Source organism: Rugamonas sp. DEMB1 (assembly GCF_029834475.1).
Classification (GTDB): Bacteria; Pseudomonadota; Gammaproteobacteria; order Burkholderiales; family Burkholderiaceae_D; genus Rugamonas; species Rugamonas rubra.
In genome coordinates this window covers 2,663,649-2,688,260 of the sequence record NZ_CP122407.1, presented here as the reverse complement: position 1 = coordinate 2,688,260, position 24,612 = coordinate 2,663,649, and the positions used below count along the sequence as shown (strand labels likewise).

Sequence of the window (24,612 nt, the reverse complement as noted above, 5' to 3'; positions counted from 1 at the left end):
TGGAATTGAACTATCGATACGGGAAAATTCCGGCTCGGCCCCGAAGTCGCGCAATCGATGCTCGCCGCAGGGTTGCGACGAAAAAAAGGCCTGCGAGTCGCCTCGTAAGCCTTTTTTATCTACAACGAATTCTTGGTGGGAAGTACAAGTTTCGAACTTGTGACCCCTGCAGTGTGAATGCAGTGCTCTACCCCTGAGCTAACCTCCCGAAGCGGGGCGAATTATCGACATACAAGCGCGGGAAAATGGAAGGCCCCGCGTGCGATATTTCGCAAAAACCTTTCTCAGCCCTGCGGCGCCAGCGTCGCCCGCCAGATGCAACTGCCCTTGACGGCCTTGTCCAGCCCGCTCAGCGTGGCCTCGTGGGCCGCCAGCTCGTCGGCATCGGCCGGCTGGAAGATGATGTCGGCCAGCGGGATCGGCTCGAGCAGCGCGCCACCGGCGTCGGCCTCCTCCTCGACGTCCATGCCCAGGCTGTTCTGTCCGCGCGTCATCGACAGGTAGACGTCGGCCAGCAGCTCGGCGTCGAGCAGCGCGCCGTGCAGCTTGCGGTGCGAGTTGGACACGCCGTAGCGGTCGCACAGCGCGTCGAGCGAGTTGCGCTTGCCCGGATGCAGCTCCTTGGCCTGCACCAAGGTGTCGATCACGCCGCCGATGTGCTCGCTGAAGCTGGGCAGGTTGAGGCGCTTGAACTCGTGGTTCAAAAAGCCCAGATCGAAGGGCGCGTTGTGGATGATCACCTCGGCGCCGGCGATGTAGCTGCGCAACTGCTCGACGATCTCGTGGAACTTCGGCTTGTCGCGCAGGAACTCGGTGGTCAGGCCGTGGACGTTCAGCGCGCCCTCTTCCGAGTCGCGCTCGGGATTGATGTAGGCGTGGAAATTATTCCCCGTCAACATACGGTTTTTCAGCTCGACGCAACCGATCTCGAGGATGCGGTTGCCCAGCTTGGGGTTGATGCCGGTGGTTTCGGTATCGAGTACGATTTGGCGCATAGTGGCAGGTCTTCGTGTTCAGGCTAAGGCGGGCCGCGCAGTATAACAAAGCGCGGCGCGGGGGTTGTGCTTGGCCGGCTCAGCGGCCCTTGACCGACTCGACGCCACGGTTGGCCAGCACGTCGGCCCGCTCGTTGCCGGGGTGGCCGTTGTGGCCGCGCACCCAGCGCCATTCCACCTGGTGCAGCGCCTGCGCCAGGTCGAGCGCCTGCCACAGGTCGACGTTCTTGACCGGCTCCTTGGCCGCCGTCTTCCAGCCGCGCGCCTTCCAGCCGTGGATCCACTCGCTGATGCCCTTCTGCACATACTGGCTGTCGGTGTGCAGCAGCACCGTGCAGGGCCGCTTGAGCGCGCTGAGCGCCTCGATCACCGCCTGCAACTCCATGCGGTTGTTGGTGGTGTTGAGCGCGCCGCCGAAAATCTCTTTCTCGGCCCCGTCGGCCACCATCAAGGCGCCCCAGCCGCCGACGCCCGGATTACCCTTGCACGCGCCATCGGTAAAAATCTCGACTTTATCCATCCTGCTGTTCCCGCCTCTTGTTGGTTACCGGCACGACCGCCGGGGTCGTCGCCGTTTGTTTGCTCCATGCCGGACCGATCAAATGCATGCCCTTGACACGCTTGATCGCCTGCACAATATAGACGCCGCCCAGATAGGGCCACCAGCGCGCGCCCGCATTATCCATGAAGGCGTAGCGGTGCAGCCACTTTTCTGTGCGGCAAGCGGGCGCGTAGCAGCCGAAGTGGCTCTGGCTGGCGCCCATGTTCAACAATTTTAACCAGTCTTTCAGGCGCGGCATAGAGATGAACTCGCCGGCGCGCGGCAGGAAGTAGGAACCGGCGGCCCGCCCCAGCACCTGCCGCGCGCCCCACAGGCTGGCCGGGTTGAAGCCGCAGATGATCAGCCGGCCCTCGGGGATCAGCACCCGCTCGACCTCGCGCAGCACCTGGTGCGGCTCGGCGGCGAACTCCAGCACATGGGGCAGCACCACCAGGTCCAGGCTTTGCGAGGCGAACGGCAGCTCGGCGTAGTCGAGCGTGACGGCGACCTGGCGCCGCGGGTCGGGCTGCTGGGCCGGCGACGGCGCCAGGCGCGGCCGCACCCGCGTGTCGGCCAGCCAGCGGTGCGGCATGCGGCTGGCCGCCAGCGCGTCGATCTGCGGCATGCCGATCTGCACGGCGTTGAAGCCGAAAATGTCGGCTGTCAAGTTATCCAGGCAGGCCTGTTCCCAGGCGCGCGCATACAGGCCGGCCGGCGTTTGCAGCCAGCCATCCAGCGCTATAATGGATTGGTCGGATGCCGCGCTATCCATGCCCAGACCCTAGTGATCCAATGACCAACTCCGCTACCCGCACTCTCAGTGTTCTCACCATACCCGCTTTCAATGACAACTATCTGTGGCTGATCCATGACGGCGCGCACGCCGCCGTGGTCGATCCCGGTGACGCCAAGCCCGTGCGGGCCGCGCTCAAGGAACACGGCCTCAGGCTTACCGCCATTCTACTCACCCACCACCACGCTGACCACATCGGCGGCGTTCCCGAATTATTACAGCATTATCCGGTTCCTGTTTTCGGGCCGCGCAACGAAACCATCGCCGCCGTCACCCGGCCGGTGGGCGAAGGCAGCCGCATCGACGTGCCCGGCCTGGCCCTCAAGCTGGCGGTGCTCGACGTGCCCGGCCACACCAACGGCCACATCGCCTATCTCTACGCGGCCGACAGCGAGGAGCCCTGGTTGTTCTGCGGCGACACCCTGTTCGCCGGCGGTTGCGGCCGCCTGTTCGAGGGCACGCCGGCGCAAATGCTCAGCTCGCTCGGCAAGCTCGCCGCCCTGCCCGACGCCACCAAGGTCTTCTGCGCCCACGAGTATACGCTGCCCAATCTGCGCTTCGCCCGCGTGGTCGAGCCGGACAACCAGGCCACCCGCGAGCGCGTGGTGGTGGAGACGGACAAGCGCGAGCACAACCTGCCCACGGTGCCCAGCACCATCGGCGTGGAGAAGGCCACCAACCCCTTCCTGCGCTACCGCGAGCCGGAGATCGCCCGCCAGCTGGTTGCCGCCGGCAAGCTCGAACAAGGCGAGACGCCGCTGGCGGTGTTCACCGCCCTGCGCCTGTGGAAGAACAACTTCTAGCCGACGGCACCGGCCCTTCAGGCTTGCCGGAACGCCGGCCTCACCCCGCAAGCGAGGGGTCTGACTCCCCGCCTTGGCGCCGTACGGGGTCGGACCCCGGCCATGACGCTTCTCGGGGGGGGGGGGACGCAAAAAACCCGCGCCGCAGCCGACATCAGTCGGCTCCGGCGCGGGTTGTCGTAGGGCCGGGAAGCGGCGCGGCGCCGCTCCCCTAGCCACTTAGATTTCCTCGTACAGCGGCAAGGTCAGGAACTCGGCGAACGACTCCGAGGTCGACATCTCCTCGAAGATCTGGCCCGCACGCACGTAGGTCGGACCGTTGCCGCCCGGCGCGTCGCGCTGCACCTTGGCCAGCTCTTCCGGAATCATCGCCCGCACCATGTCGGCGCTGACCTTGCGGCCGTCTTCCAGCACGCCCTTGTCCGAACGGATCCACTGCCACACCTGCGAGCGGCTGATCTCGGCGGTGGCGGCGTCTTCCATCAGGTTGTGGATAGGCACGCAACCGTTGCCCGCCAGCCAGCTACCCAGGTAGTGGATGCCGACGTTGATGTTGTAGCGCAGGCCGGCCTCGGTGATCGGCGCTTCCGGCTGGAAGTTGAGCAGGTCGGCGGCGGTCACGGCGATGTCGGGACGCTGCTTGTCGATCTGGTTCGGCTTGTCGCCCAGCACCTTGGTGAACTCGGTCATGGCCAGCTCGACCAGGCCGGGGTGGGCCACCCAGCCGCCGTCGTAGCCGTCGGTGGCGTCGCGCGCCTTGTCGTTGCGTACACCGCCCATGGCGATGTCGTTTTTTTCCGGATCGTTCTTGATCGGGATCAGCGCGGCCATGCCGCCGATCGCCGGCGCGTTGCGCTTGTGGCAGGTTTGCAGCAGCAACAGGGCGTAGGAGCGCATGAACGGCGCGGTCATCGTCACCTTGGCGCGGTCGGCCAGGCAGAAATCCTTGTCCAGCTTGAACTTCTTGATGCAGGAGAAGATGTAGTCCCAGCGGCCGGCGTTCAGGCCCGAGCTGTGCTCGCGCAGCTCGTAGAGGATCTCGTCCATCTCGAAGGCGGCCAGGATGGTCTCGATCAGCACGGTGGCCTTGATCGTGCCCTGTGGCAGGCCCAGCTCGTTTTGCGTCATCACGAAGATGTCGTTCCACAGGCGCGCCTCGATGTGCGATTCCATCTTCGGCAGGTAGAAGTAAGGGCCGGCGCCGCGCGCCAGTTGTTCCTTGGCGTTGTGCACCATGAACAGGGCGAAGTCGAAGATGCCGCCGGAGATGCGCTTGCCGTCGACCAGCACGTGCTTCTCGTCCAGATGCCAGCCGCGCGGACGCACCACCAGGGTGGCGATCTTGTCGTTGAGCTTGTAGGACTTGCCGTTCTGCTCCAGCGAGATGGTCTTGCGCACAGCGTCCATCATGTTGATCTGGCCGGTGATCTGGTTGTCCCAGTTCGGCGTGTTCGAATCCTCGAAGTCGGTCATGTAGCTGTCGGCGCCCGAGTTGAAGGCGTTGATGACCATCTTGCGCTCGACCGGGCCGGTGATTTCCACGCGGCGGCATTCCAGCGCCTTGGGGATAGGCGCGATCTTCCAGTCGCCGGCGCGGATGTGCGCGGTTTCGGCCAGGAAGTCGGGACGCTCGCCGGCATCCAGGCGCTTGGCGCGCTCAACGCGCACGGCCAGCAGCTCTTGGCGGCGCGGTTCGAAGGCGCGGGTCAGCTTGGCCACCAGGGCGAGCGCCTCCGACGTCAACACTTGTTCGTAACCAGGCTTGATTTCGCCCGTGATTTCCATACCTGCCGGCAAGTTGATGGTGGACTGCGTCATGGATGTATCTCCGTATTAGAAAAAATGAACTACCGACCTAAATTATAAGCACTGCTAATGGTGTTGCGTCCTGAATCTTTTAGTGTGGGCGTTCGGTTACGCCTTGATGTGATTTGAAGTATATTCACTATTTAGTTATGCAAACTGAACAAAAAATCACTTCATCTATGCGTTTTTATCACAAATGAGTCCCATGGGCCAGTTCCGTCAAATCTCCACCTTTGTAGAAGTCATCGCCCGTGGCAGCCTGTCGGCCGCCGCCCGCGCCGAGGGCATTGCGCCGGCCATGATAGGCCGCCGTCTGGACGCGCTGGAGGCGCGCCTGGGTGTCAAATTATTGCAACGGACCACGCGCAAGCTGGCGCTGACCAACGAGGGCGCGGCCTTCCTGGAGGACTGCCAGCGCATCCTGGCCGAGCTGGAGGACGCCGAAAGCGCCGTCGCCGAGCGCAGCGCCAAGGCCACCGGCCACCTGCTGATCTCGGCGCCGGCCGGCTTCGGCCGCCAGCACGTCGCCCCGCTGCTGCCCTCCTTCGTCGCCGAGCACCGCGACGTGGCCGTCACGCTGAACCTGAACGACCGCGTGGTCGACCTGATCGGCGAAGGCGTCGACGTGGCGATCCGCATCGCCAGCCTGTCGGACTCGAACCTGGTCAGCGTCAAGCTGGCCGACAACGAACGGGTGTTGGTCGCCTCGCCGGCCTACCTGAAGCGCCACGGCGAACCGCAGACCCTGGCCGAGCTGGCCAAGCACAACTGCCTGGCGATCAGCAGCGAGGGCAGCCAGCGCGGCTGGACCTTCCGCGAGAACGGCAAAATCGTCACGCTCAAGGTGGGCGGCAACCTGGGCTGCAACGACGGCGAGGTGTTGCACGATTGGGCGCTGGCCGGCAAGGGCCTGGCCTGGCGTTCGATGTGGGAGGTGGGCGCCGAGATCGAGGCGGGCAAGCTGGTGACGGTGTTGGACCAGTACTCGGCGCCGGGCAACGACCTGTACGCGGTCTTCGCCCAGCGCCGCCATCTGCCGCTGCGCATCCGCGCCTTCGTCGATTTCCTGCGCCACACCTATGCCCAGCCGGACTATTGGCGCAAGGCTTGGAAATAAGCGCACGAGGCGGCGCAGATCCAGGGTCAGACCCAGGGTCAGACCCTAGGGTCTGACCCTAGGGCACAGTTGCGGGCAGTCTCGGCCAGACGGCACGCAAGCACTTGCTGCAAAAGTGACAGACGAAAAAAAATCCTCGGATTCCGAGGATTTCTTTATTTCGTTTGACTCAGCGTATTAGATTGGCTGAATGTTCGAAGCTTGCTTGCCTTTAGGACCAGCGGTCACTTCGAAAGAGACACGTTGGTTCTCTTGCAGCGACTTGAAGCCTGCGGACTGAATCGCCGAGAAGTGAGCGAACAGATCTTCGCCGCCTTCGTCAGGGGTGATAAAGCCGAAGCCCTTCGAATCATTAAACCATTTTACGATACCAGTTGCCATTACAATTCCTATTTCAGTTAAGTTGGGCTTGCGCCCGTGATATCGTTTGAAGCAAGAAAGAAATGACAGACCAACTGCAACTGCACTACTCTTGAATCTAAACGATCCCGCATTATACCGAACAAAACGAGAAAAGCACGTCTTTGTGAAAATAAATTCGCAGAGGGGAATTTCACCCTGCTTTCACTCGACAAACCGCACTTCCCAACCCGCTTCGCACAGCATGGATTTCACTATAGAGAAGAAATCCTGACAGTGTTTGACACATATCAAACGTGGGCAAGATCATAACGCAAAGTTTTAGCCCTAGGTGCGCGCACGTGGATTTGTTGCGGCCCAGCGCAACACTTTGTCCAAATCGGCGGCGGCGGCGGCCCAGCAAGACGGCGTCAACATCGCCTGGCGCAACTGCTGCTCGACCTGCCGGCACTGCTGCCCCAGCAGCGCGAAGCCGAAGGTGCCGGCCGTGCCGGCCACGCCGTGCAGCAACTCGTGCAAACCATGCAGGTGCTCGGCGGACGGCGCGGCGCCATCGGCCCGGCAAGCGGCCAGCGCGGCGGCGATCTGCTCCAGCGTCGCCGGCAGGCGGGCCGCGTACTTGTCGGCCAGCAATTGCAGGTGGGCGTGGAACGCGGCTTCGTGCGGCGTGGACATGGTCGGCGCGCGCTGCAATTAACCCTTGGTGCCGAAGATGCGGTCGCCGGCGTCGCCCAGGCCCGGCACGATGTAGGCGTGCTCGTTGAGGTGCGAGTCCAGCGAGGCGCAGTAGATCTTCACGCCGGGGTGGGCCGCCTGGAACACGGTGATGCCTTCCGGCGCGGCCACCAGGGCCAGGAAGATGATCTGGTCGTCGCTCACGCCGCGCGATTTGAGCACGTCGACGGCGTGCACGGCCGAATTGCCGGTCGCCACCATCGGATCGCACAGGATGAAGGTGCGCTCGTTCAGGTCGGGCAGGCGCACCAGGTATTCCACCGGCTGGTGGGTGTCCGGGTCGCGGTACACGCCGATGTGGCCGACGCGGGCCGACGGCACCAGGTTCAGCAGGCCGTCGCTCATGCCGATGCCGGCGCGCAGGATCGGCACGATGGCCAACTTCTTGCCGGCGATGACGGGCGCATCGATGGTCATCAGCGGGGTTTCGATCTGGCGGGTGGTCAGCGGCAGGTCGCGGGTGATCTCGTAGCCCATCAGCAGGGTGATCTCTTTGAGCAGCTCGCGGAAGGTGCGGGTCGAGGTGTCCTTCTCGCGCATGTGGCTCAGTTTGTGCTGGATCAGCGGGTGGTCGGTGATGAAGAGATTGGGGAAGCGCGGATCTTGTTTCATGGTGGGTGTGCTCTTTTTCTGTCGGGAAGGCGGCCGCGCACCGGGATACGGGCGGCGTCTTCATTGCCGTTTTTCGGTTGTAAGCCGCATTATCCCAGCCATCGCCGCGCGATGGAACCGTTTTGCGAAATAAAAAGCCCTTCAACGATCGGCTGGACGCCGGCCCAAGCCCCCAAAGCGAAGGGGTCTGACCCCGCCAGGGGTCAGACCCCGGCTTCCGCGTCCCGGGGTGGGGTTGGGCAAGTAGAAGCCGCCCCGCCGGAGCGCTTCGAATCAGCCGCAAGGCGCCTGTCTACGCGGCGCGGCGCAGGAACATGGCCACCGCCTCCTGCGCGATCTGGTCCAGGTCCGAGCCCTGCCCCTCGCGATACCACAGCACGCTGTAGTTGATCGCCCCCATCAGCAGCAGGCGCGCCACCTTGCCGTCGCTGGCCAGCTCGCCGGCGCGGTACAACTCCGTCACCAGGTCCTGCCACAGCTGGTCGTAGCGGTCGCGCAGCACCAGCACGCGCTGCTGCAGCAGCGGCGTCAAACAACGCCAGTCATATAAGAGCACCGGAATGAAGTCGTGGCCCTCGGCCAGCACCGTCTCCAGATGCGCGCGCACCAGGGCGCGGAACTTCTCGCGCGGCGCCAGGCCGCCGGCGACGATGGCCTCGGCGGTCGGCAGGCCGGCCACCAGCTCCTCCATCACTGCCGCCAGGATCTCCTGCTTGCTCTTGAAGTGGTAGAAGGGACTGCCCGAGCGCATGCCGACGGCGTCGGCGATGTCTCGGATGGTGGTGCCGTCGAAGCCGCGCTCGCGGAACAGCCGCGCCGCCACGCGCAGCAGGTCGGCGCGGCGGTTGTTGTCGACGACGACCACGGCGGCGGCGCCGCTCATTCGTCCTCCACCAGCGCGCGCGCCAGGATGGCGGCGCAGTCGACGCCGGCCGGCAGGCAGCCGAAGGCGCCGCCCACGCCGGCGCCCAGCCGCGAGTTGACGAAGGCGTCCGCCACGAAGGCCGGCGCGTGGCGCAGCAGCAGGCCGGCCTGCACCGCCAGCACGATGCGCTCGGCCAGCCGGCGCGCGCCGTACTCGTCCGACTGCGGCAGCGCCAGATCGGCCAGCAGCGTCGCCGTGTAGCCGGTGTAGGGCACGTTGCCCTCGCCGGCCAGCGCCAGCTCGGCCCCCAGCGCCTCGCGCGCGGCCGGGGTTTTGCCGAAGGCGCGCAGCAGGTCCAGGCACATCACGTTGCCCGAGCCCTCCCAGATCGAATTGACGGGGAACTCGCGGTACAGCCGCGCCAACGGGCCGTCCTCGACGTAGCCGCTGCCGCCGAGCACCTCCATCGCCTCGGCGCCGAAGGTCGGGCCGCGCTTGCAGATCCAATATTTACCGGCCGGCGTCAGGATGCGCGCCAGCAGCGCCTGCGCCGGATCGTCCGACTGGTCGAAGCAGCGCGCCAGCCGCAGCGCGAAGACGGTCGCCGCCTCCGATTCGAGCGCCATATCGGCCAGCACGTTCTGCATCAGCGGCTGCTGCGCCAGCGGCTTGCCGAAGGCGACGCGGCGCCGCGCGTGGTGCAGCGCGTGCGTCAGCGCGGCGCGCATGATGCCGGCGCTGCCCACCACGCAGTCGAGCCGGGTGTGGCTGCCCATCTCCAAAATGGTCGGGATGCCGCGCCCCTGCTTGCCCACCAGCCAGCCGTAGGCGCCGGTGAACTCCACCTCGGACGAGGCGCTGGAGCGGTTGCCCAGCTTGTCCTTCAGGCGCTGCACGCGGATCTGGTTGCGGCTCCCGTCGGGCAGATAGCGCGGCAGGAAGAAGCAACTCAGGCCGGCGCTGCCGGCGTCGTCGGTCTGCGCCAGCACCAGGTGGGCGTCGCACTGCGGCGCCGAGAAGAACCACTTGTGGCCGACGATGCGGAACAAGTCCCCGGCGTCGCCCTCGTCGCCGAACAGGCGGCGGCCCTCGGCCAACGGCACCGGCGTGGCCCGCGTGGTGTTGCTGCGCACGTCGGAGCCGCCCTGCTTCTCCGTCATGCCCATGCCCAGCAGGGCGCCGCGCTTCTGCTCGATCGGCAGCGAACGCGGGTCGTACTGGCGCGACAAAATCTTCGGCAGCCAGCGCGCGGCGATGCGCGGCGCCTGGCGCAGCGCCGGCACCGAGGCGTAGGTCATCGTCACCGGGCACTGCGAGCCGTTCTCCACCTGGCCGAACAGGATGTAGCGCGCCGCCCGCGCCACCTGCTCGCCGCCCTCGACGGCGTCCCACGGCGAGGCGTGGGTGCCGTTCTCTATGAGTAGCGTCATCAACTTGTGCCAGGCCGGGTGGTACTCCACCTCGTCGATGCGGCGGCCCTCGCGGTCGAAATTGTGCAAGGTCGGCTTGTTCTGGTTGGCCAGCCGCGCCAGCTCCAGCGTCTCGGCGCGGCCCAGCAGCTCGCCCAGCGCCTGCAACGAGGCCGCCGCGTTGGCGCCGCCCTCGCGCAGCAAGGCCTCCTTCAGCGCCGGATCGCAGGCGTACAGGTTGATGTTCTCAAACGGCGCGACCGTGTTGCTGATCTCGTGGGTGTCGAATTCGTTCATGTCTGCTCCCGGTTCGGATTGCGCCCGGCGCCACACGGCGCCGGCGGTATCAAAAAATGGACCTAGCGCTTGCGCGCCACCAGCCCCATTTGCTTGGCGATGATGCCCAACATGACCTCGTCGGCGCCGCCGGCGATGGAGGCCAGCCGGCCGTCGCGGAACAGGCGCGACACCCGATTCTCCAGGCTGTAACCCATGCCGCCCCAAAACTGCAGGCAGGCGTCCGGCACCAGGCGCAGCAGGCGGCCGGCCTTCAGCTTGGCCATCGAGGCCAGCTCGGTCACGTCGGCGCCGCCGATGTACAACTGGCCGGCGCGGTAGGTCAGCGCGCGCAGGCTTTCCACTTCCGTCTTCAACTCGGCCAACTTGAACTGCACGTGCTGGTTGTCCAGCAGGCGGCCGCCGAACATCGTGCGCTCGCGCGCCCACTCGGCGGTGGTCTCGATGCAGTTGACCAGGCTCTGGATGGCGTTGGCGGCGGCCCACAGGCGCTCCTCCTGGAACTGCAACATCTGGTAGGTGAAGCCCATGCCCTCCTCGCCGATGGCGTAGCGCTGCGGCACGCGCACGCCGTCGAAGTGGATCAGCCCCGTGTCCGACGAGTGCATGCCGATCTTGCGGATCTTCTTGCCGACCGAGACGCCGGGCGCATCCATCGGCACGATGATCAGCGTCTTGTTCTTGTGCGGCGCGCCGTCCGAGGTGTTGGCCAGCACGCACATCCAGTCGGCTTGCAGGCTGTTGGTGATCCACATCTTGCTGCCGTCGATGAGGTAGTCGTCGCCGTCCTTGCGCGCCGTGGTCTTGATGGCCGCCACGTCCGAGCCGGCCGCCGCCTCCGACACGCCGACGCAGCCGACCATGTCGCCGCTGATGGCCGGCGCCAAAAACTGCCGGCGCAGCGCGTCCGAGCCGAAGCGCGCCAAGGCCGGCGTGCACATGTCGGTGTGCACGCCGATCGCCATCGGAATGCCGCCGCAGTCGACATGGCCGAGCGTCTCGGCCATCGCCATCGAGAAGGAATAGTCCAGCCCCAGGCCGCCGTACTCGACCGGCTTGGTCAGCCCCAGCAGGCCGAGGTCGCCCAATTTTTTGAACAAGGCGTGGGCCGGAAAGGCCTCGTCCGCCTCCCACTGCTCGACATGCGGATTGATCTCCTGGTCGATGAAGCGCTTCAACGTGCGCTGCAGCTCCTGGTGCTCGTGACTGTTGAACATGCGTGCCCCGTGGTCGATTGGAGAAGGCAGATTAGCGCAAACACAACAATCAAGCAAGCAGTTGCTTTGTTGTTGGGCCGGCTCTATGATTGCACACATAAGTGAAGAAAATCACAACAAAAACCATCAAACCCCGCGCCGCCCCGGCCGCGCGCTTGGAGACAATATGAACGAAGCATTCATCTACGAGGCCATCCGCACCCCGCGCGGCAAGGGCAAGAAGGACGGCAGCCTGCACAGCGTCAAACCGATCACGCTGCTGGCCGGCCTGATGCGCGAGTTGCAAAGCCGCCACAACATCGACACCGCGCAGATCGACGACGTCGTGCTCGGCTGCGTCACCCCGGTCGGCGACCAGGGCGCCGACATCGCCAAGACCGCCGCCCTGGTGGCCGGTTGGGACTGGCAGGTGGCCGGCGTGCAGCTCAACCGCTTCTGCGCCTCCGGCCTGGAGGCGGTCAACCTGGCGGCGCAAAAAGTGCGCTCCAGCTGGGAGGATTTGGTGGTGGCCGGCGGCGTCGAGTCGATGTCGCGCGTCGCCATGGGTTCCGACGGCGGCGCCTGGGCGCTCGACCCGGAAACCAGCCTGCGCACCGACTTCCTGCCGCAGGGCATAGGCGCCGACCTGATCGCCATGCTCGACGGCTACGACCGCGACGCCATCGACGCCTACGCCCTGCGCTCGCAGCAAAAGGCCGCCGCCGCCCGCGCCGCCGGCCGCTTCCGCTCCGTGGTGCCGGTGCGCGACCAGAACGGCGTGCTGATTCTGGCCGAGGACGAATTCATCAAGCCGGCCACCACCCTGGCCACCCTGGCCGGCCTCAAGCCCTCCTTCGAGGCGGCCGGCAAGATGGGCTTCGACAGCCTGGCCCTGCGCAAATACCCGCAACTGGCGCGGCTCGACCACGTGCACACCGCCGGCAGCTCGTCCGGCATCGTCGACGGCGCCGCGCTGGCCTTGATCGGCAGTGCCGCCGCCGGCGCCCGCCTGGGACTGCGTCCGCGCGCCCGCGTGCTGGCCACCGCCGTCACCGGCAGCGACCCGACCATCATGCTGACCGGCCCGGCGCCGGCCGCGCGCAAGGCCCTGCTCAAGGCCGGCCTGACGGTGGCCGACATCGACCTGTTCGAGGTCAACGAGGCCTTCGCCGCCGTGGTCATGCGCTTCATGACGGAACTCGGCGTGCCCGAGGAAAAGGTCAACGTCAACGGCGGCAGCATCGCGCTGGGCCACCCGCTGGGCGCCACCGGCTGCATGCTGCTCGGCACCCTGCTGGACGAACTGGAGGCGCGCGAACTCAAACGCGGCCTGATTACCTTGTGCGTGGGCGGCGGCATGGGCATCGCCACCATCATCGAACGCATCTGACGGAGACCGCCATGATCACCTACCACCAACAAGGCGACAGCCTGACCCTGAACCTGGCGGCGCGCGCCGTCAGCCCCTTCAACGCCGCCTTCCGCCGCGAGCTGAAGGCCGCCGTCGAACGCATCGAAGCGGCGCCGCTGCTGCAAGTGGTGCTGGCCATCGACGGCGGCGCCGACGGCACCGACCATCCCGCCCACCACGAGGAGCTGGAGCAGCTGCTGGCCCTGGCGCCCGAACAGGCGGCCGATTGCATGCGCACCCTGGCCGACTACAACGCCCTGCTGCGCCGCCTCGACCTGCTGAACAAGCCGCTGATAGCCACCCTGTCCGGCGCCGTCGAGGGCCACGCCCTCGGCCTGGCGCTGGCCTGCCACCACCGCGTCGCCCTGGCCGACGCCAGCATCGCCCTGCCGCAGGTCAAGCTGGGCCTGGCCCCGGTGGCCGGCGAACTGGCCCGCGCCGTGCGCCTAAGCGGACTGCAGGCGGCCATGCCGCTGCTGCTCGAAGGCAAACCACTCAGCGCCGCGCAGGCGCTGGAGGCCGGCCTGCTGCACGACGTCGCCGCCGACGCCGGCGCGCTGACCGAACAGCTCGCCGCGCTGCTGGCCAACGGCGCCGCCGCCGGCCAACCGTGGGACGCCAAGGGCTACCGCCTGCCCGGCGGCGCCCTCAACTCGGCGCCGCTGCAAACGTTGCTGCAGGTGGCGCCGGCCATGCTGCGCCAGCGCACGCGCGGCCACTACCCGGCGCCGGAAGCCGTCCTGTGCGCCATGGTCGAGGGCCTGCAAGTGGACTTCGACAACGCCCTGCTGATCGAGAGCCGCTACTTCTGCCAGTGCGCGCTGGGCGCCGTGGCCAAGAACCTGATCCGCCTGAGCCGCATCCCGGCCGCGCCGTCGGCCCAGGCCGAGCAGTTCGCCGCCACGCTGCGCCTGGCCTACCTGGACGAACTGGCGCTGCTGCGCGCCGAAGGCCTGCCGGCCGCGCTGCTGCGCCACGCCGCCATGGCCGCCGGCCTGGCCCAGCTACCGCCGGAGGAGGCGGCCGCGCCGGCCGCCAAGGCCGGCGCCGCCGACGTAGAACTGGCGCGCGACCGCCTGCTGTACGCCCAGGCGCTGGCCGCCCTGCGCGGCGTCGACACCCTGCTGGCCGGCGACGTCGACCAGGCCGACCGCATCTCGGTGCGCGACTGTGGTTTCCCCGCCCACAGCGGCGGCGCGCTGCGCTTCATCGCCACGCTTGGCGCGACCCGGTTCGCCGCCCGCGCGGCGCAACTGGGCGAGCGTTTCGCGCCGGCGCCCGGCTGGCAAAAACTTATCCAATAGGCAAGAAGAACGCGCAGACTAAGCGCCCTTCCCCCACTCTGCGCCGCCGTTTTTCCATGGCGGCGCAGAAAAATGAACAAAACATTCATATAAGTTGTCCTTGTTCATGTATTTCCACCCCGTTCAATGATACATTTCGTTCTGGTTTTGCCGGGCGGGCGCCCTGCTGCCCCGTGCCATCGCGCCGATAAGATTGTAGAATGCAAGATATGAAAAAAATGAAAGTGTAGATCGTCACAATGCTTTCCAGCTCCCCAGTCCCGCCTGTGCTCGATCTGCGCCATGAACTCGACAAGCTCATGGAAGAAGCCGGCGATGTGGTGTTCCGCCTCAACCAGCAAGGGCAGATCCTGTTCGCCAGCCAGCGGACCGTGGCCCTGATCTGCTGCGGCCGCACGCTGCTGGGCGAACCGCTGGCGGCCCACGTCGCCGAGATCGACCGCGCCGCGCTGAAGGCGACCCTGATCGAGGCGATCGAGGCGCGCAGCGCCTGCCGCGTCGAGCTGCACCTGAAGACCCCCGAGCAGGACATCAGCTACGAGCTGCGCATCTCCGCCTTCGACGTCGACACCGACAACCCGGGGCTGCTGCTGGTCGGCCGCGACCTGTCGGCCCAGCACGCCACCGAGGAGCGGCTGCGCCATATGGCCACCCACGACGCCCTCACCGAGCTGCCCAACCGGCTGCTGCTGTCGGACCGCATCCGCATGGTGATCGCCCAGGCGCGCCGCTCCGGCCAGGGCTTCTCGGTGGCCACCATCGGCCTGGACGGCTTCAAGAAGGTCAACGACGGCCTCGGCCACCCGGTCGGCGACGCCGTGCTGCGCATGGCCGCCGCGCGCCTGCGCAAAACCCTGCGCGACAGCGACACCCTGGCCCGCGTCGGCGGCGACGAGTTCGTCGCCGTGCTGCCCGGCACCCACAGCGACGCCCAGATCAAGCTGGTCACCGGCCGCCTGATCGCCACCCTGCAATCGCCCTTCGAGGTCGACGGCCACACCATCTACGTCGGCGCCTCGGTCGGCGTGGCGCTGTACCCGGACCACGCCGAGGACGAGGTGCGCCTGGTGGCGCTGGCCGACGCCGCCATGTCGCGCGCCAAGGAGACCGGCAAGGCGCGCTGCGTGGTCTACAGCCCGCGCCAGGAGGGCAGCGCGCCGGAGCACGACATCTCGCTCGAGGCGGCGATGTTCCAGGCGGTGCGCGAGGGCGAGTTCCTGCTCTACTACCAGCCCATCGTCGACGCCCACACGCGCGAGATCCTCGGCTTCGAGACGCTGATGCGCTGGAAGCACCCGACCCTGGGCATGGTGCCGCCGGTGCGCTTCATTCCGATCGCCGAGACCAACGGCCTGATCAACCTGCTCGGCGCCTGGGCGCTGAAGGCCGCCTGCGTCCAGCTCAAGCAGTTCGAGGAGGTGGCCAAGCGCAGCCTGTACATCTCCGTCAACATCAGCCCGCGCCAGTTCCGCAACGATAAATTCCTCGACGTGCTGGACGACGCCATCGCCTACTCCGGCCTGGACGGCGCCCAGCTGGTGTTGGAGATCACCGAGGGCACGCTGATGATCGACCCGGTGCACGCCGAGGCCATCCTGTCGAAAATGACCGAGCGCAAAGCCCGCATCGCCATCGACGACTTCGGCACCGGCTACTCCTCGCTGGCCTATCTGAAGCGCTTCCCCATCTCGGTGCTGAAGATCGACCGCACCTTCATCCGCGACCTGCCCGCCTCGCAAAAGGACGGCGCCATCTGCAACGCCGTGCTCGACCTGGCCAAGCACCTCGACCTGTCGGTGGTGGCCGAGGGCGTCGAAACCGAGGAGCAGCTGCACTACCTCGAACAGCGCGGCTGCCAACGCATCCAGGGCTACCTGACCGGCAAGCCGATGCCGGCCAACGTCGCCATGGCGGCGCTCAAGGAAAGCACCTACGCCAACCTGGTGCCGACCGAACTGCGCCAGGTGCACCTATGATCCCCGCCTTCAAAGCCAGCGGCCCCTTGGGTGAAAAGACCCTGGCCGACCTGTGGGACCGCACCCGCCAGCAGGGCGACATGCCCGGCTTCGCCAAGGCCATCAGCGCCATCCTCGGCGCCATGCGCGGCGAGGACGAGCAGGAATTCAACATGGCGCAGACGGTGCTGTCGGACCCGGTGCTGACGCAGAAGGTGCTGCGGCTGGCCAACAGCGGCATGTATTCGGCCTTCGGCCAGCACGTCAACACCGTCAGCAAGGCGGTGCTGGTGCTGGGCACCGACGCCATCGGCCACCTGGCGCTGGGCCTCAAACTGATCGAAGAGTTGTCGGCCGCCTCGCCCGACTCCACCATCGCCCACATCGAAATGGAAAAGGCGGTGCTGGCCGGGATCGTCGCCCAGCAGGTCGCCGCCAGCGCCGCCAACCGGCACGGCGAGGAGGCCGTGGTCTGCTCGATGCTGCACAGCCTGGGCCGCATGATGCTCACCTACTACCTGCCGCAGCGCTGGCTGGCCTTGCAACAGCACGCCGGCGGCTCGGTCGACGCCGCCGCGCCCGAGCTGCTCGGCCTGACCCTGGAGGAGATCGGCTGCGCCGCCGCCATGCACTGGGGCCTGCCGGCCAATTTGATCAACGGCATGCGCCGCGTCGAGCCGCCCGAGCCGGGCGCCGCCGTCAGCGCCAGCGACTGGATCGCCGGCCTGTCGACCATGGCGGCGCAGTGCGCCGACTCGCTGTGGCACGACGACGAGGCCGGCCACGCGGCCGTGCAGCTGCTCACCGTACGCTACGCCGAGATGATCGGCGTCGCGCCCGAGGGCCTGATGACGGCCATCGAACAGGCCAAGGTGGTGGCCGCCAAGGACTTGACGATCGCCCCGCTGTCCAAGCCGGCCGAACGGCGCGCCAAGGCGTTGGCCAAGACGCGCATGCGCGCCGCCGGCAACAAGATCCTGCTCAGCGGCCTGTCCGACATGCGCGACGTGCTCGACACCGCCAGCCCCGGCCAGATGGTCTCCATCGCGCTGGAGACGGTGTTCCAGGGCCTGGACTTCTCGCGCGCCGTGGCCTTCGTGCGCAACCGCAGGGAGGGCCAGTACGCCGCCAAGATCGGCTTCGGCGACGACATCAAGGAGCTGCTGCCGCTGATGAGCTTCGACGACGCCTACGAGCCGAACGTGTTCCACGCCGCGCTCAGCAGCGACCGCGTGATCTTCATCGAGAACGCGCGCGACCCGAAGTTCGCCGCCAAGCTGCCGCTGTGGTGGAAGAGCACCCTGTCGGCGGCGCGCAGCTTCGTCATCCTGCCGCTGTCGGCCAACGGCCAGCCGGCCGGCTTCCTCTACGGCGACTGGGACGAGAGCTTCCCGCCGATCCAGCTGAGCCAGACCGAGTTCGCCCTGCTCAACGACATGCGCGCGCTGGTGGTCAAGGCCGTCGAGCGGCGCCACAAGCTCGAAACGGCCACCAGCCGCGCCAACTAACAAGAAGCGAGGGTCAGACCCTAGGGTCTGACCCTGCAAGCGCGCCGCCCGGCTTTTCAAGTCGCTGCCAGCGGAACGACAAGGCCGCCGCCAGCAGCGAACCGGCGCACAACGCCGCCGCCACGTAGTACACCGACTGCGGCCCCGCACGCTGCCACCACTGCGCCAGGAACAGCCCGCCCAGCGAACCGCCGACGCCATACGAGATGCTGATGAACAGCGCCTGCCCGCGCGCCTGCAGCGGCCCGGAGAACCAGCGCTGCAAGGTCATCACCGAGGCCGAGTGGTGCAGCGCGAAGGTGGCGGCATGCAGCAACTGCGCCAGCACCAGCAGCCACAGCGCGTGCGCCGCCGCGCCCATCACGGCGAAGCGCAGCACGCCGCACAGCAGCGCCAGATACATCATGTTGCGCGCGCCCCAGCGGCGGAACAGCGGCGCCTGGAAGTAGAACAACAGCACCTCGGCCGTCACGCCGAGCGACCACATGACGCCGATCACCGTCTTGCTGTAGCCGTTTTGCTCCAGGTACAGCGAGTAGAAGGTGTACAGCGAGGTGTGCGCCGCCACCATCAACGCGGTCGAAACGAAAAAGGCGACCACCTCGCGCCGCCGCAGTATGCTCAGCAAGGGCGGCGCCGGCTGGGCGTGGCTCAGCCGTGGCACCTCGCGCAGGCGCAGCGCGGCGCCCAGCACGCCGAGCAGCAGGCCGCCGGCGATCCACGGCAGCGCCGCGATGCCGTAGGCGTCCAGCGCGACGGCGGCCAACATGACCGAGGCGATGAAGCCGACCGAACCCCACAGCCGCAGCCGGCCGTAGTGGGTCAGGTCGCCGCGCATCTCGGACAGCATCAGCGCCTCGCAGATCGGCCCCTGCGCGCTGGTGAACAGGTTCAGCGCCACCATCGCCAGCAACAGCTGGGCGAAGGTCTGGCCGAGGAAGATGCCGGAGAACGCCGTCAGCGCCGCCACGCCGGTCAGCCGCAGCACCAGCACGCGGCGTTCGCTGTGGTCGGCCACGTAGCCCCAGACGTTGGGGCCGACGATGCGCAGCACCTGGATCATCGCCATCAGCGTGCCGATCTGCGCCACCGTCATGCCCTTGGCGGCGAAGTACAGCGTGGCGTAGGTGGAAAAGGTGCCGGCGTGGGCGTAGTAGGCGAACAGGAAGAGCGCGAAGCTGAAGGCTTGTTTGGGCATGGGGACGGGGCTGCGCCGCGTTGCGCCGGACCGCGCCGCGTTGGCGCCGCCCGGTAAAACAAGGAACGCCTACAGGGCGATGTTCGGCGTGCCGACCCGCACGTCGCCGCACTGGGCGCGGTGCATCAGCGCGTGGTCGATCAACACCAGGGCCAGCATGGCCTCGGCGATCGGCGTGGCGCGGATGCCGACGCAGGGGTCGTGCCGGCCGAAGGTCTCGACCATCACCGGATTGCCGTCCTTGTCGATCGAGCGGCGCGGCGTGCGGATCGACGAGGTCGGCTTGATGGCGATCGAGACCGAAATGTCCTGCCCGGTCGAAATGCCGCCCAGCACGCCGCCGGCGTTGTTGCCGACGAAGCCCTCTGGGGTCAGCTCGTCGCCGTGCTCGGAGCCCTTCTGCGCCACCGACTTGAAGCCGGCGCCGATCTCGACGCCCTTCACGGCGTTGATGCCCATCATGGCGTAGGCGATGTCGGCGTCGAGCTTGTCGTAGATCGGCTGGCCCAGGCCGACCGGCACGTTGTGCGCGATGACGTCGATGCGCGCGCCGATCGAGTCGCCGTCGCGGCGCAGCGCGTCCATCGCGTCCTCCATGCGGGCGATCAGGGCGGCGTCGCCGCTGGCGGCGAAGAAGGGGTTGTTGGGCACGTGGCTCCAGTCCTCGAAGGGCACGGCGATGTCGCCCAGCTGGCTCATGCAGCCCTTGAACACGGTGCCGTACTGCTGCAGCAACCACTTCTTGGCGATCGCCGCCGCGCCCACCACCGGCGCGGTCAGGCGGGCCGACGAGCGGCCGCCGCCGCGCGGATCGCGGACGCCGTACTTGTGCCAATAGGTGTAGTCTGCATGTCCGGGGCGGAAGCTTTCGGCGATGTTGCCGTAGTCCTTGCTGCGCTGGTCCTCGTTGCGGATCAGCAGGGCGATCGGCGTGCCGGTGGTGACCCCCTGGTAGACGCCGGACAGGATCTCGACCGTGTCGGATTCCTGCCGCTGGGTCACGTGGCGCGAGGTGCCTGGCTTGCGGCGGTCCAGTTCGGGCTGGATGTCGGCCTCGGACAGGGCCAGGCCGGGCGGGCAGCCATCGATCACGCAGCCGATCGCCGGGCCGTGGGATTCGCCAAAAGTGCTAACGGTAAACAGCTTGCCAAATGTATTGCCGGACATAGGTAGGGGGTCTGTGAGGTAGGAAACAGACCATTTTACCAGTCCGCCGGGCGCCGCGTCCCTTGCCGCGCCAAATACGCAACATGGCGCGCGGCATGGTACGTGTTAGTACCAATTGACGGCGCGATGCTAGTTTCGTGATGGAAACGTCATTATTCCATGCCGGGCGTGTCAAAACTTGCAAAATGACACCATCGGCGCCCCACAAAGGCGCCGAAATGATCGTTGCCTTTGATAATTCGCTATATACTTGTTTGAAAAGAACACCGAGAAATCTTGGAGAAGCGACACATGCCCCCATCGATCACCCCCCTTGAGCAATCCAAGGACGATCACGACGATCTGGTATTCTTAGAAGAGCACCCGGCCGGCGCCGCGACGGCCGGCGAACGCAGCGTTTGGCGCGTGATGATCATCGACGACGACGAGGACGTCCACTCGACCACCACCTTCGCCCTGGGCAACCTGGACATGCAGCACCGTCCGCTCGAATTCGTCCACGCCTACTCGGCCGGCGAGGCGCGCGACATGCTCAAGCACGAGCAAGAGATCGCCGTCATCCTGCTCGACGTGGTGATGGAGCAGGACGACGCCGGCCTGCACCTGGTGCGCTACATCCGCGAGACGCTCAAGCTGAGCGACGTGCGCATCATCCTGCGCACCGGCCAGCCCGGCTACGCGCCGGAGATCGACGCCATCCGCGACTTCGACATCAACGACTACAAGACCAAGTCCGAGCTGACCCGCATCAAGCTGTTCACCACGGTGACGGCGGCGATCCGCTCCTACGAACAAATCCGCAAGATCAACGACAGCCGGCGCGGCCTGAGCCAGATCGTCCAGGCCAGCACCGAGCTGATGACCCTGCACGGCGTGCGCAATTTCGCCGCCGGCGTGCTGACCCAGATCGCCGACCTGGTCGGCCAGAAAACCTGCGGCGTGCTGTGCGTGCAGGAGTGCCCCGAGGCCGGCTGCCACGAGCTGATGGTGATGGCCACGGCGGGCGACTTCCGCCGCCTCGACAACTGCCAGCTGACCGCCGAGTTGGCCCCGGCCGTGCTCGAGGCGATGGAGCTGGCGCTGGCGCAGCGCCGCAACGTCTACCACCCGGAGCACCTGACCCTGCACTTCGCCGGCAAGGCCAGCCGCAACTTCGTCGCCTACTTCGAGCTGGCGCGCCCGCTCAGCGAGATCGACCAGCGCCTGCTCGAGGTCTTCTGCAGCAACGTCGCCGTCGGCCTCGACAACGTCGAACTGGTCACCCACCTGCACAACGCCGCCTTCTACGACCAGCTCAGCAAGCTGCCCAACCGCACCCGCCTGGTCGAGATCCTCGACGCCACCCTGAGCGGCCCGGCCAAGGACGACGCCACGCTGTCGCTGGTCGACCTCGACCACTTCGCCGAGACCAACGACGCGCTCGGCCACCAGTTCGGCGACATGCTGCTGCTGGCCGTGGCCGGCCGCCTGCAATCGCGCCTGGGCAACGAGCTGACCGTGGCGCGCATCGGCGGCGACATCTTCTGCGTGCTGGGCGACTCCGGCCAGGTCAACCCGGCGCTGATTTTGGCGCTGTTCCAGACCCCGTTCAGCATCGACGGCCAGGACGTGCAGCTGTCGGCCACGCTCGGCCTGGTGCGCCTGGGCGAGCACGACGGCAGCGGCGCCGACGCCCTCAAGGACGCCGACATCGCCCTCAAGCGCGCCAAGTCGCAGCAACGCGCCGGCCACTTCTACTTCTCGCGCAGCATGGGCGTCGAGATCCGCGAGCGGGTGCGCATGATGCACGCGCTGCGCACCGCCTTCGGCCAGAACCAGCTGTTCGTGGTCTACCAGCCGCAGATCGATTTGGTCACCCGCCGGCCGGTGGGCGCCGAGGCGCTGCTGCGCTGGCAGACGCCGGACGGCAAGTTCATCTCGCCCGACCGCTTCATCCCCATCGCCGAATACTCCGGCCTGATCATCGACCTGGGCGAATGGGTGCTGCGCACCGCCTGCCGCGAGCTGGTCAAGCTGCGCGCCGCCGGCCACCTCGACTTCATGATGTCGATCAACGTCTCGCAGGTGCAGTTCCGCCACCCCTACTTCCTCGACATGTTGCGCACCGCGCTCGAGGACACCGGCGCGCCGCCCGAGTTCGTCGAGTTGGAGATCACCGAATCGATGGCGATGGAGGAGCCCGACCTGCTCATCAAGATGCTCGGCCAGATCAAGCAGACCGGCGTCAGCATCGCGATCGACGACTTCGGCACCGGCTTCTCCTCGCTGTCGTATTTGCAGCGGCTGCAGATCGACCGCCTGAAGATAGACCGCGCCTTCGTCACCGAGATCACCGGCTCGGCGCGCGGCAGCAGCATCGCCGAGATGGTGATCCAGCTGGGCCGCAACCTCGGCCTGGCGGTGATCGCCGAAGGCGTCGAGGACGAGCGCCAGGCGCAGATCCTGCAAAACCTCGGCTGCCCGCTGGCCCAGGGCTTCCTGTTCGCCCGGCCGATGAACGCCGACGCGCTCGACGGCTGGCTCAACAACGACACGCTGGAAGGCGCCGCCTAAGCCCCCCCCACCTGAAGTAAACAGAAAAAAGGCGGCGCCCCACTGCTCGCCGCCCTCCTTCCCACATGACACCGCTACTCGGCCGGGCTGCGCGCCCGGCGCGCCGCGTCAGCCTTCGCGGCCGTCTATCCTCGGCTTGGCCAGATACGGCAGGTAGACCACGGCGAACACGGTGAAGGCCAGCGTCCAGCACAGCGCGCTGCAGATGAGCAGATGGTCGTGGCCGGCGCCCGCCACCAGCGTGGCGGCCACGCGCAGCACGGCGCCCAGCTGGATCAGCGCGTAGATGGCGAACTCCGCCTTGCCGCTCTTCAGCGGCCGGCCGGTGTGGCCCAGGGTGGTGCGCGTCATCATGCCGAGGATCAGGCCGGCCATCGAGCCGACCGTCAGCGCGTGGAAGGCGGCGCTCGACGGAATCAGCGACATCGCCGCCAGCGACAGCATGAAGAAGCCGACCGCGATCCAGCCGTACGACAGGTGCAAAATCCACAGCAGCGGTACGCGCAGGGTCTTGTGCGGCTGCCATTCGATCAGGCGCACCAGCACCATCGTCGCGGCGCCGCCGCCGAGCGGCGCCACCAGCCATACCGGCAGGCCGGCGATCCAGCTGATGCCGGCGGCCACCAACAGGGCGATCGAGACCATGTCGCGCTTCGGATGCACGGCCGGCGTGCTGCCCGGCGCGCCGTTGCGGGTGAACATGGGGATGACGCGGGTGCCGATGGCCGACTCCATCACCACGATGACCAGCACCGCCGCCTGCGCCGGCACGGCCGGCGCCATCTCCAGCAGGCCGAGCACGATGGCGTGGTAGACGCCGTTGGCCACGGCCAGCAGCGACAGCAGGCCGACCAGGAAGTAGTTGCGCTTGTTGGCGGACTTTTTCATCACCACGAACAGCGGCCAGGCGGCGGCCGGCAGGAAGGCCCAGTCGACCACGGCGGCGGCCAGCGGCGGCGCCCAGGCCATGGCGACGCGGCCGGCCAGCCACAAGGCCACCAGCGCGGCCAGGTGGCCCTCGCGCGGGGTCCACAGATTGGTCCAGTTGCGCCCGGCCGTGAACAGGAAGCCGATCACCACCGCCGTGCTCATGCCGAACACCATCTCGTGCATATGCCAGCCCAGCGTGATGTGGGCGCCGGCGTCGATCCAGCCGTAGTACTGCGCCACCCACAGCGGAATGCTGAGCGCGGCGAACACGGCGGCGACCAGGTAGAAGGGGCGGAAGCCGAGCCGCCAGATCGGGTGGCTGGTGCCCCACGGTGCCGGCCGGGCCGGCGCGGGTTCTTCGATGTTTAACAGGCTCATGATATGGCACTCTCTCTTGCTGGTTCAGCGTTCAAACGGTGTGTGGTGCTGGCCTGGGGTGCGCCACGGCCGGCGTTGGATGGCTGCCGGCACACGGCGAACGGGGCCATTGTCTGCCGCAGCGCAATACTTGTGAAGACAGGCGCCGGAATTGGATGATGTGCATCAAGGATTGCCAACTTAGCCGGCGCGCGCCGTGTTTTTCCATCGACGCCGGCGGTCCCATCCATTACGCTGGAACCTTGTCGGCGCCACGTCTCGCGGCGCCGGCCGCGCGCCCCCGCGCGCCGATTGATGAATCCACATTCGAAGGTATTTTATGCAAACCGCCGTACTCAAAATCGATGGCATGAACAGCGAAGCCTGCGCCGACAAGGTCGCCCAGATCCTCAACAGCAGCAACGGCGTCAGCGACGTCCGCGTCTCCCTGCTCAACAGCCAGGCCGACGTGCAGTTCGACGAGCGCCACACCAGCACCGAACAACTGGCCGGCAATCTGGCCGCCGCCGGCTACCAGGCGCAGAGCGGCAAAGCGGCCGAAAAAAATGGCGGTTGCTGCGGCGGTTGCTGCGGTTAAGCGGGCTGCCTGCCGCTGCGCCAAGGCGCCAGCGGCTCCCAAACCACCCTACGGCAAACATCCAGGGTCAGACCCTAGGGTCTGACCCTAGATCTATGCCGC

General features: G+C 67.0%; 21 protein-coding genes and 1 tRNA gene. 8 read left to right on the top strand and 14 right to left on the bottom strand.

Features of this window, described 5'->3' with window-relative positions:
- Nucleotides 1-133: 133 nt before the first annotated feature.
- The 4 genes from QC826_RS12245 to QC826_RS12230 form a co-directional block, all read right to left on the bottom strand.
- A tRNA-Val gene (locus QC826_RS12245) sits at nucleotides 134-208 on the bottom strand.
- 76 nt (nucleotides 209-284) lie between these two features.
- Nucleotides 285-995 carry a DNA polymerase III subunit epsilon gene (gene dnaQ / locus QC826_RS12240; RefSeq protein WP_279765865.1) on the bottom strand — a complete coding sequence of 237 codons (711 nt, stop codon included), beginning with the start codon at nucleotides 993-995 and terminating at the stop codon, nucleotides 285-287.
- Nucleotides 996-1,074: 79 nt separating this feature from the next.
- Complete coding sequence (gene rnhA / locus QC826_RS12235; protein ID WP_099417794.1) at nucleotides 1,075-1,515, bottom strand: ribonuclease HI; 441 nt, start codon at nucleotides 1,513-1,515, stop codon at nucleotides 1,075-1,077.
- Nucleotides 1,508-2,308 (bottom strand): class I SAM-dependent methyltransferase, encoded by an 801-nt coding sequence (locus QC826_RS12230; protein ID WP_279765863.1) that lies wholly within the window; start codon nucleotides 2,306-2,308, stop codon nucleotides 1,508-1,510. Before QC826_RS12230 ends, rnhA begins: the two co-directional genes overlap by 8 nt.
- 20 nt (nucleotides 2,309-2,328) lie before the next feature.
- On the opposite strand from QC826_RS12230, the gene gloB reads away from it, so the two are divergent.
- Nucleotides 2,329-3,132, top strand: a complete 804-nt coding sequence (gene gloB / locus QC826_RS12225; RefSeq protein WP_279765862.1) for a hydroxyacylglutathione hydrolase — start codon at nucleotides 2,329-2,331, stop codon at nucleotides 3,130-3,132.
- A gap of 219 nt (nucleotides 3,133-3,351) precedes the next feature.
- On the opposite strand, the gene aceB is transcribed toward gloB, so the two are convergent.
- Entirely contained in the window at nucleotides 3,352-4,950 is a 1,599-nt protein-coding gene (aceB, locus tag QC826_RS12220) for a malate synthase A (protein WP_093390386.1), read from the bottom strand.
- Between the two features lie 193 nt (nucleotides 4,951-5,143).
- Between aceB and QC826_RS12215 the strand changes: the two genes are divergently transcribed.
- On the top strand, nucleotides 5,144-6,055 hold the full coding sequence (locus tag QC826_RS12215) for a LysR family transcriptional regulator (RefSeq protein ID WP_279765861.1): 912 nt from the start codon (nucleotides 5,144-5,146) through the stop codon (nucleotides 6,053-6,055).
- A gap of 177 nt (nucleotides 6,056-6,232) precedes the next feature.
- On the opposite strand, the gene QC826_RS12210 is transcribed toward QC826_RS12215, so the two are convergent.
- From QC826_RS12210 to QC826_RS12185, 6 genes are all read right to left on the bottom strand, one after another.
- Nucleotides 6,233-6,436 (bottom strand): cold-shock protein, encoded by a 204-nt coding sequence (locus tag QC826_RS12210; RefSeq protein WP_020703630.1) that lies wholly within the window; start codon nucleotides 6,434-6,436, stop codon nucleotides 6,233-6,235.
- A gap of 306 nt (nucleotides 6,437-6,742) precedes the next feature.
- Complete coding sequence (locus QC826_RS12205; protein ID WP_279765859.1) at nucleotides 6,743-7,090, bottom strand: Hpt domain-containing protein; 348 nt, start codon at nucleotides 7,088-7,090, stop codon at nucleotides 6,743-6,745.
- A gap of 18 nt (nucleotides 7,091-7,108) precedes the next feature.
- Complete coding sequence (gene upp, locus QC826_RS12200; protein ID WP_093390383.1) at nucleotides 7,109-7,762, bottom strand: uracil phosphoribosyltransferase; 654 nt, start codon at nucleotides 7,760-7,762, stop codon at nucleotides 7,109-7,111.
- 292 nt (nucleotides 7,763-8,054) lie between these two features.
- On the bottom strand, nucleotides 8,055-8,645 hold the full coding sequence (locus QC826_RS12195; RefSeq protein WP_279765858.1) for a TetR/AcrR family transcriptional regulator: 591 nt from the start codon (nucleotides 8,643-8,645) through the stop codon (nucleotides 8,055-8,057).
- Nucleotides 8,642-10,333 (bottom strand): isovaleryl-CoA dehydrogenase, encoded by a 1,692-nt coding sequence (locus tag QC826_RS12190; RefSeq protein ID WP_279765857.1) that lies wholly within the window; start codon nucleotides 10,331-10,333, stop codon nucleotides 8,642-8,644. The genes QC826_RS12195 and QC826_RS12190 overlap by 4 nt, the downstream gene beginning before the upstream one ends.
- Before the next feature lie 62 nt (nucleotides 10,334-10,395).
- Nucleotides 10,396-11,550, bottom strand: a complete 1,155-nt coding sequence (locus tag QC826_RS12185; protein ID WP_279765856.1) for an acyl-CoA dehydrogenase family protein — start codon at nucleotides 11,548-11,550, stop codon at nucleotides 10,396-10,398.
- Nucleotides 11,551-11,716: 166 nt separating this feature from the next.
- Between QC826_RS12185 and QC826_RS12180 the strand changes: the two genes are divergently transcribed.
- From QC826_RS12180 to QC826_RS12165, 4 genes are all read left to right on the top strand, one after another.
- Nucleotides 11,717-12,919 carry an acetyl-CoA C-acetyltransferase gene (locus tag QC826_RS12180; protein ID WP_279765855.1) on the top strand — a complete coding sequence of 401 codons (1,203 nt, stop codon included), beginning with the start codon at nucleotides 11,717-11,719 and terminating at the stop codon, nucleotides 12,917-12,919.
- Between the two features lie 11 nt (nucleotides 12,920-12,930).
- On the top strand, nucleotides 12,931-14,244 hold the full coding sequence (locus QC826_RS12175) for an enoyl-CoA hydratase/isomerase family protein (protein ID WP_279765854.1): 1,314 nt from the start codon (nucleotides 12,931-12,933) through the stop codon (nucleotides 14,242-14,244).
- A gap of 299 nt (nucleotides 14,245-14,543) precedes the next feature.
- Nucleotides 14,544-16,220: a putative bifunctional diguanylate cyclase/phosphodiesterase gene (locus tag QC826_RS12170; protein WP_279765853.1), complete on the top strand. Its 1,677-nt coding sequence runs from the start codon at nucleotides 14,544-14,546 to the stop codon at nucleotides 16,218-16,220.
- Nucleotides 16,217-17,707, top strand: a complete 1,491-nt coding sequence (locus QC826_RS12165; protein ID WP_279765852.1) for an HDOD domain-containing protein — start codon at nucleotides 16,217-16,219, stop codon at nucleotides 17,705-17,707. The genes QC826_RS12170 and QC826_RS12165 overlap by 4 nt, the downstream gene beginning before the upstream one ends.
- Before the next feature lie 13 nt (nucleotides 17,708-17,720).
- Here QC826_RS12165 and QC826_RS12160 read toward each other — a convergent pair whose 3' ends face one another.
- Both QC826_RS12160 and aroC read right to left on the bottom strand, forming a co-directional pair.
- On the bottom strand, nucleotides 17,721-18,905 hold the full coding sequence (locus tag QC826_RS12160; RefSeq protein ID WP_279765851.1) for an MFS transporter: 1,185 nt from the start codon (nucleotides 18,903-18,905) through the stop codon (nucleotides 17,721-17,723).
- A gap of 69 nt (nucleotides 18,906-18,974) precedes the next feature.
- On the bottom strand, nucleotides 18,975-20,072 hold the full coding sequence (aroC, locus tag QC826_RS12155) for a chorismate synthase (RefSeq protein ID WP_279765850.1): 1,098 nt from the start codon (nucleotides 20,070-20,072) through the stop codon (nucleotides 18,975-18,977).
- A 291-nt stretch (nucleotides 20,073-20,363) separates the two neighbouring features.
- Between aroC and QC826_RS12150 the strand changes: the two genes are divergently transcribed.
- A complete protein-coding gene (locus QC826_RS12150) occupies nucleotides 20,364-22,625 on the top strand; it encodes an EAL domain-containing protein (RefSeq protein ID WP_279765849.1) in 2,262 nt (753 codons plus the stop codon).
- A gap of 108 nt (nucleotides 22,626-22,733) precedes the next feature.
- On the opposite strand, the gene QC826_RS12145 is transcribed toward QC826_RS12150, so the two are convergent.
- On the bottom strand, nucleotides 22,734-23,933 hold the full coding sequence (locus tag QC826_RS12145; protein ID WP_279765848.1) for an NnrS family protein: 1,200 nt from the start codon (nucleotides 23,931-23,933) through the stop codon (nucleotides 22,734-22,736).
- A 319-nt stretch (nucleotides 23,934-24,252) separates the two neighbouring features.
- On the opposite strand from QC826_RS12145, the gene QC826_RS12140 reads away from it, so the two are divergent.
- The gene (locus tag QC826_RS12140) at nucleotides 24,253-24,510 is read left to right on the top strand and encodes a heavy-metal-associated domain-containing protein (protein WP_279765847.1); all 258 of its coding nucleotides are present in this window, start codon (nucleotides 24,253-24,255) and stop codon (nucleotides 24,508-24,510) included.
- The last annotated feature ends 102 nt before the right edge of the window (nucleotides 24,511-24,612 follow it).